At 45.2% G+C, this 12,898-nt stretch carries 8 protein-coding genes; all 8 read right to left on the bottom strand.

What is annotated here, in order from left to right; genetic code table 11:
* Positions 1-202 precede the first annotated feature (202 nt).
* Positions 203-5,872, bottom strand: coding sequence for a discoidin domain-containing protein (locus HMPREF3090_RS07125; protein ID WP_070486292.1), 5,670 nt, complete (start codon positions 5,870-5,872; stop codon positions 203-205).
* A gap of 85 nt (positions 5,873-5,957) precedes the next feature.
* Positions 5,958-6,338 carry a PTS sugar transporter subunit IIA gene (locus tag HMPREF3090_RS07130; RefSeq protein ID WP_070486294.1) on the bottom strand — a complete coding sequence of 127 codons (381 nt, stop codon included), beginning with the start codon at positions 6,336-6,338 and terminating at the stop codon, positions 5,958-5,960.
* A gap of 22 nt (positions 6,339-6,360) precedes the next feature.
* On the bottom strand, positions 6,361-7,206 hold the full coding sequence (locus tag HMPREF3090_RS07135; RefSeq protein WP_070486296.1) for a PTS system mannose/fructose/sorbose family transporter subunit IID: 846 nt from the start codon (positions 7,204-7,206) through the stop codon (positions 6,361-6,363).
* Positions 7,193-8,134 carry a PTS mannose/fructose/sorbose/N-acetylgalactosamine transporter subunit IIC gene (locus HMPREF3090_RS07140; RefSeq protein WP_070486298.1) on the bottom strand — a complete coding sequence of 314 codons (942 nt, stop codon included), beginning with the start codon at positions 8,132-8,134 and terminating at the stop codon, positions 7,193-7,195. The genes HMPREF3090_RS07135 and HMPREF3090_RS07140 overlap by 14 nt, the downstream gene beginning before the upstream one ends.
* A gap of 29 nt (positions 8,135-8,163) precedes the next feature.
* Positions 8,164-8,652: a PTS sugar transporter subunit IIB gene (locus HMPREF3090_RS07145; RefSeq protein WP_070486300.1), complete on the bottom strand. Its 489-nt coding sequence runs from the start codon at positions 8,650-8,652 to the stop codon at positions 8,164-8,166.
* Positions 8,653-8,658: 6 nt separating this feature from the next.
* Positions 8,659-10,440 carry a glycoside hydrolase family 35 protein gene (locus HMPREF3090_RS07150; protein ID WP_070486302.1) on the bottom strand — a complete coding sequence of 594 codons (1,782 nt, stop codon included), beginning with the start codon at positions 10,438-10,440 and terminating at the stop codon, positions 8,659-8,661.
* A 43-nt stretch (positions 10,441-10,483) separates the two neighbouring features.
* The gene (locus HMPREF3090_RS07155) at positions 10,484-11,650 is read right to left on the bottom strand and encodes an SIS domain-containing protein (protein ID WP_070486304.1); all 1,167 of its coding nucleotides are present in this window, start codon (positions 11,648-11,650) and stop codon (positions 10,484-10,486) included.
* Between the two features lie 16 nt (positions 11,651-11,666).
* Positions 11,667-12,815 (bottom strand): N-acetylglucosamine-6-phosphate deacetylase, encoded by a 1,149-nt coding sequence (nagA, locus tag HMPREF3090_RS07160; protein WP_070486306.1) that lies wholly within the window; start codon positions 12,813-12,815, stop codon positions 11,667-11,669.
* Between the last annotated feature and the right edge of the window lie 83 nt (positions 12,816-12,898).

Here is a 12,898-nt window from a genome sequence, read left to right on the forward strand (position 1 = left end):
GGACCAACTTCAAAGCTCCACTCCTGCTCAAAATAATGGGTATAGATTTTTATTATCCGTCACTTTTCTTAAAAATATCGCAAGAAAAAGCTGAGAAATTAGGCCTAAGCTAATTTCCCAGCTTTTTTGATTCAGTCTTCTCCTTCTGACTTAAAAGAAAGTATGCACTAATCTGTTGAAGAAAATATTCAACGATAATTAATTAGTTTTCGCGTTTCTTATCCACACCTGTTTTTAAAAGGAAGCAGCTGCCAACAGCAGTAAGTGCTAAAGCAAGCGATAAGACAGGAGTTTTTGCAGAAGTTTGTGGCAATAATTTGGCACGCCCTTCTTGACTGCTTCTTTGAATATTATCCTTTTTATTATCAGACAAGTTTAAATCAGAATTAACCCTTCTATGTTTTAGAGTCTGTGTAAGCTCTGATTTCACTCCCTGACTTGACAAGGCCTTCCCGTTCTCAGCATCATTTGAACTACTTTCAAATCTATCTTCTAGTTCATTAATATCAGCTGATGGGCCTTGAGGTTTTTGAGCACTTACATCACCACGACCTGTACCTTGATCCACTTCTTCCGGATCATCTACTGGAGTTTGGTCAGTATCCTCATGATTATCTACTGAATCTTGTTTGTCCTCATTCTGATCAACTACTGGATCTTGGTTGCCTACTCCATGATTATCCGAGGAATCTTGATCATTTTCTCCGTGACCATCCGCGGGGTTTTGGTTATCTTCCCCATGACCGCTTGTAGGATCTTGCTTGTCTTCTTCCTGATCATTTGCAGGATCCTGAGGCTCTTCCTCGTGCCCATCTGTAGGGCCTTGGTTGTCCTCACCCTGGCCGTCTGAAGGATCCTGAGTACTGTCTTCATGAGAGAGCGCTAACTCAGAAAGGGCATTGATTCGTTCAAGCAAGTCTGTTTTCCCTTGCGTATTATCTGGAATCGCTTGAATAATCTCTTTCAGAGCTTGTAGCCCTTTATTATATTGATCAATCTGTTTAGCTAAAGGCACAGTATCCACACTCGGATCATTTTTCGCTTTTTCAATCATTTCAGTCAATATATTTTCGTAATTTTCAAATATACCGACACCTTCTTCAATCTTATCAAGCGGCGAATCTGCTGGTTCTTCTTCTGGTGTGTAGTAGAAGGTTATCTCACGTCCAGAAACAAAATCTCCCACAGCTTCTTGAACCGTCATCCGAATATACTGAGCAGTCACCCCTGATAAATCAAATTGTTTCACTTGATTATCGCGAGACCACTTAATGGTATTTGGAAGTGCCGTCCAATTCTCACCATCATTACTATATTCTAACCTTCCGCCTAAGATCGTGCCGTTACCTGCATCTGTACGGGGATAGTACTCTAATCGTTCTAACTGATGTGGTTTCTTAAAATCAAATACAATAGTTTCTGGAACAGCCTGTTCTAACCATTTTGAATGATAGTCACTTGTGTAGTCACCGTCTACTAACTTGCTTAATTCACTACCTGGTTGGTCAGGTCTATCGGCTTGTATGGCAATATCTTTGATGACACTTTCTTCCGTATCTGTGATTGACCCATCATTTGGTCGTAAATTACTGCCAATTAACATAGGATCTTCCATTGTTAAGGCAACTGGCCCATCCTTCTTAACTCGTAAGGTGAATTCGATAATATCGATTTGATCAGCATTTATAGGTTGGCTGCCCCCATCATTGACCAAAATCGCATTAACAGTTCGTGTGCCATCTGAGTGCGACCGAACTCTCGAGAAGTTGTTCATATCAGAGAGCGTCTTATTTGTATTCACTTGATCATTCACAACTTCATAACGATCGCCATCAATCGTGTAAGTTGCATTAATCGCTTGAACATTCTTAAGGCCATGTCCACGTAAGACAACTTTCACTTCATCGCCAGCCTTAGCTTCATCTTGGCTAGTTGCCCACTCTAAGGACCCATAAGCTTGGCTAATTGGATACAATTCTGATTGATTCATTTGATGGGTGACAAGATAAATGTCATAGGCATCAATGGCATCATTCTTATTAGAATCCGCTCTTTCAACATAGCCCTCGAAGTCCGAATCCCCTCTTTTCAGGCCTGCGTAGTTTCTAAAGGATGTTAAATCATTAGCATTAATCAAACCGTCATTTGTGATATCACCGACAACATAACCATCATCTCCATCTTCATGGTAGAATAAGATTTCATTGCCTGATACAAAGTCACCCACTGCCTGGTTAACATTCACACGAACGTATCTCGCTTCCATATCCGTCAAGTCAACGGCTTTCATTTCGTTATTTGCTAACCATTGGAAGGCTTTGTCTGCTGACGACCAGTTCACGCCATCGATTGAGTATTGAATATCCCCTTGTAGGATCGTTCCGTTTCCTGCATCTGTACGAGGATAATATTCCATTTTATCTAATTTATAAGCACGGTGTAAATCAAATGTTAATGTTTCAGGCACTGCTTTTCTAGCCCAATCAGAATGATAGGTACTTGCTAAATCACCGTCAACTAAATTATCTAGTCCTTGTCCCGCTTGGGCCGGTGTATTCGAGGTCACTTCGATAGCTTTTACTGCATTACGATAAGGATCTTTAGAGGTTTTTTGAAGAACTTCTGTCGACCACGGTGTGACTTGATCCCCAATAACTGCGCGAACCTGGTAAGTATGGTTAGACTCAGGATTTAAATCATTATGGACAAAATGGTTGTCTACTATATTAGTATATAAAATACCATCCGCCATCACTTCATAACGATCCGCATGGTCAACTGCTTGCCATTGCAATGGCACTGAATAAGCATCTAGAGCTTCTTCTTTCACTTGAACATTTGGAGCTGTACCGCTTTCGCCCACAATTGGCGTAAACTTGTTTTGTTCGTATTCAAACCCTTCAAGTTCAATGCTAACTTTCGTTTTTGTTACATCATAGCTATCTGTAACTACACGTAAGACAGGATTCTTTATTAATTCTTTGCCGTAATACTTACCTTCTTCAGTTGAAAAGCGGTTCAAATTAGGCGCCTTATCATAATAATAAACATTCTTTCCGTTGTTAAGTTCATCCAATGAATTAACTTCAGTCAGTGTGACTTTCTCACCGTTAACGAACAATTCGACAGATTGAGGATTCTTTGTCGTATTGATATTAAATTGTGTGCGTTTTTGTGCAACTTGTCCATCAAATGTCCCTTGTGTTGGATTTACTGTGAGCACAACATGGCCACTATCTTCCGCCTTAGATTGAATAAGCGTGCTTGCGCGTTCACCATTTGTATAATCCATAGATAGACCATCATCTTCAATTAAAGTGAATTGACTTTCCCCATCTGGATAAAAGCTTATCTTACGTAAAGTATGATCAATATCTTTAGGATTATTATTTGGGTTATTGACAGGAATAATGGCACCACTTCTTACAAATACAGGTGTTTTCCAGATTGGTGCATCAAAATTATTCAACATTTGTCCACCATCGTAGACATCTCCGGTAAAGTAATCAATCCAGCGGCTGCCTTTCGGTAGATAAATTTCATTACGAATATCATTCCCTTGCTCATCGGCAGAAGTGTTCTCATAGATTGGAGCGACTAAGAAACTATCACCATACATATATTGGTAATTCATTCGCTCAGTATAATTGATCTCTTCATCAGGGAAATCAATAAACATAGCCCGCACCACTGGTTTCCCATTTTCAGCATGGTGGTGGATACTATAGGTATATGGTAGGAGCACCGATTTCAATTTATTGTAGGAACGATTAATATCAGTTGTTGTCGCATCAAAGGCAAAAGGATTTTTAGGATTTGATCCCCAACCATCCATATTTAACAACATGGTTGTAAAAGTTTTCCATTGGTAATCTCTTGTATTGATAACAGGATTATTCCCACCAAATATACCATCAACATCTGATGTCACATTAGGTTGACCGGATAGACCAGTACCAATGTAAGTTGGGATATGGAAACGAATATACTCCCATTGTCCACCTGTTTGGTCTCCTGTCCAAATACTTGCATAGTGTTGTGTACCTCCCCAACCGTCTAAGGAGATGATAAAGGGACGCATCCCATCACTTTCTTCGACCATAATCTTGGCAGAATTTTGTACACCATTCAGGCCAAAGGAATATCCAGGCCCTACCCAAGCCACATCAGTTTTTAGGACGCGCACTAAACCATCCCGTACTTCCTTAGCTAAATCCCTTTGTAGCAAGGCGGGTTGAGATTCATCTGGTGTTAATTCAGACTGGGTCCATAGCCCCGTCTTAACATTGTAGTTATCAGCAGCCCATTTTGAAAATTCGCCTAAATTCTTAATATTACCATCTAGTGTATCTTCTTGACCATATCCAGCCCCATAGCCATCATTCACTAGCATCCAGCCTAGAGGCATGTCATGTTTCTTATAACGTAATAATTCAGCACGAGCTGTAAATGGATAATTCTTATCCCCAGGCTCTCCATTTAGACTTTCTTTGATACCTTCGCGATTTCCTAAGGCAGAAGGTTGTACCTCAACGAACCACTTACCGACTTCATCAAAATAAATAGCGCCGGGTGTGTCTTTGCTCGCTTCTAACCAATAATCGCGGTTATAAGCATTTAAATGACCTTCATAATATGCAAATTCTGGAAGAACGATAGGCTTCCCAGTAATTTCATAGTAACCCTTGATAATATCTGCAGGTTTATCAGCAATAATATAATAGGCATCGAATCTCGATTCTTTGTGCTTGGTAGCAACTTCATCCTGTTGCGTATTCTCAAAGTCATACTGCCCCTTAGCAAAGGTATTTCTTAGAACACCATAGCCGTCTGTTGAAAAGTAAAATGGATTAGGAGAAGCCACGCCACCATCTGTCCACACATTTTCGTTTTCAATGTTAATTTTATTGCCTTTATGCGCAAAACGACCATTCTGAGTTCCGCCACCGAAGTAATGACTATTATCATGTGATTTTAAGTATTGGGTACTTTCGTCTTCTGTAATTACTAAAGGCTTAGTCTCTTCTAAGACAACATTTCCATTCGCTGCATTTTTAATTTTCATTAGCGAGGTATTTTTATCAAGATCGATAACAAGTTGATTAGTTGCAATCCGTATAATGTTTCCAAGTTCTGACACAGCTGGAACCACTGCTTGCTTAATGAAATCATCTTGAACGATTTGAGCGGGCTTGTCTGGTCGAGATGGTAAGGGATCAGAGAAATCGCCTTTAGGGTCAACATAATACCTAAAGATATTATCTTTGTTAAAGACTAATTGAGCTTTTTCTCCCGTTTCATAATCTAATTGGATGACATTATCTGTTTGTTTATAGCTGTTAATAGCACCTAGGCCTTGATCCTCTACAGCTATCTCTGCATTCGCTGAACGCAGTTTGGAATTTAACTCATCGCTTTGTTGGGTGCTAGCTGCTTCTTCTGATGCTGCTTGGTCTGTATTTTCAGCAGACTCATCCTCTTTCTGACGATTACTTTCACCTTTATCTGTAGCATTTCCAAGACTAGGTGCCACCTCGTTATCTTCTACTTCCTTGCCCTCTGAATGAGCTTCCGTGTTGGTCTTTGTCTCAGCTAAGTTCAAAGCTTTATCTGATATATTTGATGAGTCCTCTTGTAATGGTGAATCAGTTTGTTCTGCTCCATCATCTTTAGTAGCTAGGTCTTGCGCTTGTTTGTCTACAGCTGGTTCTGACTGTAATTCCTCAGCAAAAACAACATCCGAAGTCTGATAAATACAAGCCAAACCAATTAAACATGACATTAAGCCAACTTTTGTCTTACGCAAGCTAAAATAGCTTTGTTTTTCGGTCATTTGTTTCTTCTGTTCCAAACGGTTATTTTTACCCAACATAATATCCTCCTTATATTTTTAAGCGCTTTCAAAAATACCGCAAAAACTCCCAAGGGCCTCAAATCCCTTGGGAAATTTTTTTATTCTAAAGTCCGAGTTGTTCGTTCACATTGACTGTATTGGTCTTGGCTTCTTCGAGATAGTCCATGTCTGTCTCAAGGAGTTGCCCGTTGACGAAAGCAATTACCATAGGGAGGTTCATGCCAGCATAGAGTTGGAAGTCCTTGCCTTCGAGTAATTGACGAGCAGCGACATTGTTAGGTGTCCCACCGGCTAAGTCAGCGAAGACCACGAAGTCATCTAATTGGTCGATGAGTTCGGTAAATTTCTTCTCAAAATCTTCGGCTCCTTCTTCGGGTAAGAGACTGAGCGAATAGATATTCTCTTGCGACCCCATAATCATTTCGGCACTTTCTTTAATGCCTTGACTGAAGCTCCCATGACTGATTAATACTAATGCTTTCATTTTAAATTCTCCTTTGTTTAAACTATCCGAGTACGCCTAAAGCTGATAAGGCAATCGATAAGATCAGAACGATAAAGATGGCCTTGGTTGAGGTAATGTTCTTCTTACCCAGTAACCAGTAGACGAATCCCACAATCAATGCTGGCACAAGTTTAGGTAAGATCTGATCGAAGATACCTTGGAAGTCAACGGTTACCCCTGCTACTTCTGGTGCAAAGGCAACTTCGACGTTCACCATGGTCGCAACTAGGCCGCCCACCATGAAGACCCCCATAAGAGAAGCGGCTTCTGTTAGGGCACTTAACTGTCCTTGCATTTCATTAACGAGGGTAGACCCTTCTCTGTAGGCATACTTCAATTGCCGCCAGCGGAAGGCACAGATCACTAAGCCAGCAGCGACCCAGAGCAGGACACCGAATGGGTTGCCTTGGGAGGCTAGGTTGGCTGCAATGGCCCCGAAGATGGTTGGGACCAGGGCCCCGAACAAGGAGTCACCAATGGCTGCGAAAGGTCCCATCAGACCGGCTTTCAAACCAGCTACCGTGTCGATACTTTCTTCGCCTTCTTCTTCTTCAATGGCGAGGTCAATCCCCGTAATGATGGTATTGAAGAAGTTAGAGGTGTTAAAGAATTGGGCATGGGTCTTCATGGCTTCCTTCAGCGCATCGGTCTTATCCCCATAGATCTTGCGTAATTGAGGCAGAATCGTGTAGAGATAACCGGACCCTTGCATCCGTTCATAGTTCCAACCCGCTTGGTAGGCGAATAGGCTCCGCAAGTTAATTTGCTTGAAGTCTTGTTCTGTTAATTTATAGCCTGTTCCTTTTGCTTTATCGGTCGTTTGAACTTTATCTTTAGAGTTCGTCATCGAGAATCTCTCCTTCCTCTGCAGAATGACTTTCAACCGCTGCGTCTGCTTGACCCGCATTGGCTGCGCCAGCTGGTGCCTTAGCGAGTTTATCTTCTAGGGCTTGCCGGCTAACGGTATTCTTGTAGTGGATAAAGGCTAGGGCAAAACCAATCAGGGATACCCCTAACATTGGCAGTGGAACGAATGTCCCGCTTAATTCTTCAGCGAGCTTGCCTAATTCGCCGCTGATTGCTGTGATGTTTGAGAAGACAGTAGATAGTAGGGCTGTGATCACAAAACCAAGTACCAAGTAAGCAATGTTCTTCTTAACAGGGAGGTAGCGCAAGAGAATAGCGAAACCAACAGCTGGTAGGACGCGGCCTGCTAGGGTTAGCCCATCTGCTAACCAAGCGAGGTTGGTATTCAGATAGTCCACTGCGGTTTGAACCACACCACCACCGAAGGCAAGGGCGAGGAAGATTGGAATCATCCGTGACAAAGCCCAAGGTAAGATCCCCATGAGATAGTTGCGTTCAATTCCTTTATAGTCATGTTTTTCGATTGCAGCGTCAATCCGGTGTGCGAAGTAGGTATTGGCAAAACGTGCCAAGACGTCTGTTTGAATCATAAGAGCTGCTACAGGCACCGCCAGAGCTGCCACTGCTTGTTCGGGTTCCATGCCGATCGCAACCGAGAAAGCCGTTGCCAGAACGGTCCCTGAGTTGGCATCGATCCGTGAGGCACCCCCGAAGGTCCCCACACCGAGAATCGTTAACTGCATGGCCCCACCGATGATCAGACCCGTCTTCACATCGCCCATCACCAAACCCGTGAATAAGCCCGCAAAGACTGCCGACCCGGCTGAGGTTACGAGATGGAGTTCATCCCAGATTTGATAGCCTGAGTACAAGGTCAGTATAATAATTTGCCACCATTGAATAGCCATTATAGTCCCTCCTTAAAATTTCTTATATTTTATGACTTAAATTTAGATTCTAATAGGGGCATGAATTCCTTAGCAGGATCGCTAGGTGCCATTTGGGCGATTAATTTCACCCCGTGGTCTGCGATCTTATGGAAGTCATCCACATCTTTTTGCACCACATTAATCGAGTTACTGATCGCAGTGGTCTCATCAGTCTGAGACATATTGCCCACATTGATCTCTTCAATAGGGACACCTGCTTCAATCAATTCGAGGAAGATCGCTGGCGTCTTAGCGACAATCAGAACGCGCTGTGACTTGTAGCGGTCTTCGTTAATCTGTTTGGCTGCTCGGGCCACAGGTAGGACACTGAGGCGGACGCCATTAGGGGTTGCTAAGCGCAAACCGGCTTTGTCGATCTTATTTTCCGAAACCACGTCGTCAACAACGATGATCCGTTCGATCGATAACTTAGGGGTCCACAAGTTAGCCACTTGCCCGTGTACCAGGCGGCCATCAATACGACATGCAATAATCATGGCTGATCACTCCTTAATAAATGTATGTTCTTCTCTTAAATAAATATGGTCTGCTGACCGACCTTCTGTTTCAAAGACCAGGATCTCATTCTTGCCTGATTGTAAGAAAGCACCTGGGCAGTAGAGGCTGCGGATCGGGCCGCGTTCCCAGTAGCGCCCGAGATTATGGCCGTTGACTAGGACAATCCCCTTGCCGAAACCGGTCAGGTCAATAAAGGTATCTGCCACCTGGTCCACTTCAACTTCAAAGCGGTAGAAGGCGGCTTGGCCCTCTGACCAGTCCTTGCTGAAATCAATCTGGTCGGCACGGTCAAAGTCAATCAAGTAATGGTCCCAATTGAGCATGAAGTGGAGGTCGGCCATGGCACCTTGGCGGAGGCCTTTTTCCTGGGTATCAGCTTGGAGCTTGTGCCCATAGTTGACCCGGCCCATATTCTCAAACAGAATATCTAATTGGTTCTGGTCTTCACTTAAATCAACTTCAATGTCCTCCCCAATTTCTTCTTGGTATTGGGTGGCTACCAGCTCTTGGTTGACATAGACATGGGCCCGGTCTCGGCCATCGATGAGGCGGAGGCGTTCGACTTCAGCATCCTTCTCGAATTGGGTCCGGTAGACCATGTAGCCATAGTACTGGCCAACTTGGTCCATGGATTGAGGGTAGAGGCTCGACTTCTTATCAGAGATGTCCTCTAAGACTTCAAAGAGGTTGACCCGGTCAGTCAGCGTTAACTCTTGTTCAGCTAAGCAGGACTTAATCCGAGGCTCAGCTTGGGGAAGGTCTGGGAACATCTCATGGATAAGTTCCTGGATGGCATAGTACTTGTCAGTCGGATTCCCCTGCTCATCTAGTGGGGCTCCATAATCGTAGGAACTAATTTGGGGCAAGTCCCGCGTTCCCCGGGCTGAACACCCATTCATGAAGCCGAAGTTGGTCCCCCCGTGGAACATATAGAGGTTGATGCTGCCAATTTCTAGGGCTTCTCTAACGGCATCGACCAACTCAGAGGTTTCCCGAGTGACAATGTCGCTGCCCCAACGATTGAACCAACCGTCCCAGAATTCCATACACATGAGCGGGCCGACCTGGTCGACTTCCTCTTGGTAGGCGCGCAAGGCGGTGAAATTTTTCTTGGCTCGGGAACCGAAATTCCCCGTCATCAGAATCGTTTCTTCCTCTAGGTCGGTTAGGGTGCCGGCTCTAAGGGTTGCCTGCCAGGCCCCATCAGAGGTGAAGAGGGGAACATTGATGCCGCCATCTCGTAACATGTGGTAGAGGGCCTTCAGATATTCCTTATCCTCACCGTAAGAGCCGTACTCATTCTCAATTTGCACCATGAGTACCGGTCCGCCCTCAGTGAATTGGTAGGGCTTGAGCTTAGGCAGTAAGACATCATAGTAGTTCTGCACGGCTTGGAGATAAGCTGGGTCTGAAGTCCGCATCCGTTGACACTTGTCAGGTAACCAGCCAGGCAGGCCGCCGAATTCCCACTCAGCACAAATATATGGTGAAGGGCGGATAATGACATAGAGGCCCAATTCTTCGGCTGTCTCGATAAAGGCGCAGACATCTTTGTCCCCTTCAAAATCAAATGCACCTTCTTGGGGTTCGTGCCAGTTCCAAGGAATATAGGTTTCAACGGTATTGAATCCTAGCGCTTTCAGATTATAGAGGGAGTGTTCCCAGTCAGCTCGTGGTAGGCGGAAGTAGTGAATAGCCCCTGATAAGATCTTAAAGGGCTGGCCATCGAGGAGGAAGTCCTCACCTTGAATCTTGAATGAAGTCATCGGTCAAATCCTTTCCAGTCTTTGTCGTGTCTATCGTTCCGTCTTAAGCTTGGTAGTCGTGGAGGATAACACCTTTCACCACGCGGTTTACGGTACCGGTTGGTGATGGGGTATCCGGTTTGTTGCCGACCTTAACCGAGGTGTGTAGGGAAACAATTTGGGCAAACATGACGTCGGCTAAGGCCAGGTAAGCATCAGGGAGATCTTCCCCGCTTTGATAGGTGAAGGCATCCCCTTCATAAGCTGGTTCAGCAGGTGCACCGATCCCAACGACTTCTTCTGCAATCTGGTCTGCCGCCACTTCCTTCAAGAGGTCGAGGTCATATTGACGGGTATAAGGATGGTTGGATAAGAAGAGGAAGACTAAGGTATTCTCGTTCACCACGGATTTAGGACCATGTCTAAAGCCCAGTGAGGATTCGAAGCTGGCTTGGACTTGGCCTGCAGTCAGTTCGAGCACTTTTAAGTGGGCTTCGTGGGCTAGGCCAGCTAAACTACCGGAACCCAAGTAGACAACGCGGTCAAAGTCAGCTTCCAAATACTTGGCAATTTCTTCTTCACGTTCGATAATTTCGCGACCGATTTGGGCAATTTTTGCGACCTTAGCTTCTTTGTCTTCTAAGGTAACTTGCCCGAAGACCAGGAGGGTTGCTAGAGCCATGCAGGAGTAGGACCCTGTCATGGCAAAGCCCTTGTCGTTAGAGCGCTCAGGCATTAAGAGGGAGAAGTTCTTGGCGTCTCCTTTAGCATTTTGAGCGAGTTTGCCTTCAGGGGCACAGGTGATGGTCAGTTGGTAGAGGTCATCAATTAAGTCTTGGGCCAATTGAACCGTCTTCACAGACTCTGGGCTGTTGCCGCTGCGGGCGAAGGATACAAGAAGGGTTGGCAATTCTTTCTCTAAGTATTGGTAGGGGTTGCTGACGATGCTGGTGGTTGGAATGGCTTCAACCCGCCATTGTTTGGCATTCAATTGTTCGCTCACATAAGGCAGGACCGTTTCGCCCACGAAGGCAGAAGTCCCAGCTCCGGTGAAGATAATGCGAACCTGGTCGTGCTTGGCTGTAATCTTACCTAAGAATTCATCTAAGGAATCTTGGTTTTCTTTATAAATGGCCAAGGTTTCTTCCCAAAGTTCGGGTTGTTGTTTAATTTCTGGAGCGGTATTGATGGCTCCGAGGCTTTCTAGTTTTGCTTGATCTTCTAATAACATCAATGATCCTCCTTAATTATTTCTTGTAGGCGACTTGTCCATCAATGTAGCTGGCTTCTAATTCGAGCTCTGGGCTCAGGACGATGAAGTCTGCCTGGCGTCCTGGCTTGATCGAACCGCAGCGGTCTTCAATACCGACGCTGCGAGCGGGTACGACACTGGCCATATTGATGGCTTCATGGACAGTGGTTAAGTTCCAGTCCACCAGGTTACGCACCGCATCCTTGAGCTGGAGCACCGAACCAGCCAGGCTCCCATTGGCCAAGCGAGCGGCGCCATCTTTCACCTCTACAGGATATTCCCCCAGGGTGTAGTTGCCGTCTTCTAGGCCCCCTGCCCGCATACAGTCCGTCACTAAAAGGGTATTGTTCACATTCCGTGCATTGAGTAGGGCCTCAATAGCTGCCGGGTTGACATGGTGGCCGTCCGCAATGACTTCCGCGTAGGTGTTCTGTAAGGTCATCGCCGCTCCCACGACACCTGGTTCGCGGTGGTGGAGGCCGCTCATCCCGTTAAAGGTATGGACAAAGAGCGAAGCCCCCTGGTCGACTGCACGCCGGGCCTGGTCAAAGCTAGCATCGGTATGGCCGATCGCTACCTTGACATCGAGAGCTTTGGCCCGGTCAATGAAGGCCGCGGTTTCAGGATATTCAGGGGCAAGGGCTGCCTTGCGAATTAAGTTCTTAGCTGATTTTTGCCATTGGTCGAGAACTTCTGGACTCGGTGCGATAAAGTAATCGGGATTTTGAGCTCCCTTGTGCGCTTCGACGAAGAAGGGCCCTTCCAGGAAGATACCTTGGATCTTAGCCCCCTGGTCTTCTTCAGCGACTTCAGCTACCACGGCACAAGCCCGGTCGGTTTCCTCTACTGATGCCGTCAGAGTGGTCGCTAGGAAGCTGGTCACTCCTGTCGCCGGTAAGCCTTGGCGGATCGTTTCGACCGCTTCAGTCGTCGCATCCATCACATCCGAGCCATTGAAACCGTGGATATGGGTATCGACTAGACCTGGACCAATCCAATAACCTGAATAATCTAAGATCTCATCTAGGCCGTCCCCCTCTTCTGGGCTGTAGCCTAAGAATTTACCATCCTCAATGATTAAGTAACCTGGACCTAAAATTTCATTCTCTAAGAAGAAACGGTCCGCCTTCACAGCTTGACGCATAGGAGTCATCCTTTCTTTTTTTCGAACATCCTGGCGAGTGGTATTACATGTCATTACCAGTTAATGTAAGCGTATTCTTTTTT

It is taken from the genome of Aerococcus sp. HMSC23C02, assembly GCF_001806805.1.
Lineage (GTDB): Bacteria > Bacillota > Bacilli > Lactobacillales > Aerococcaceae > Aerococcus > Aerococcus sanguinicola.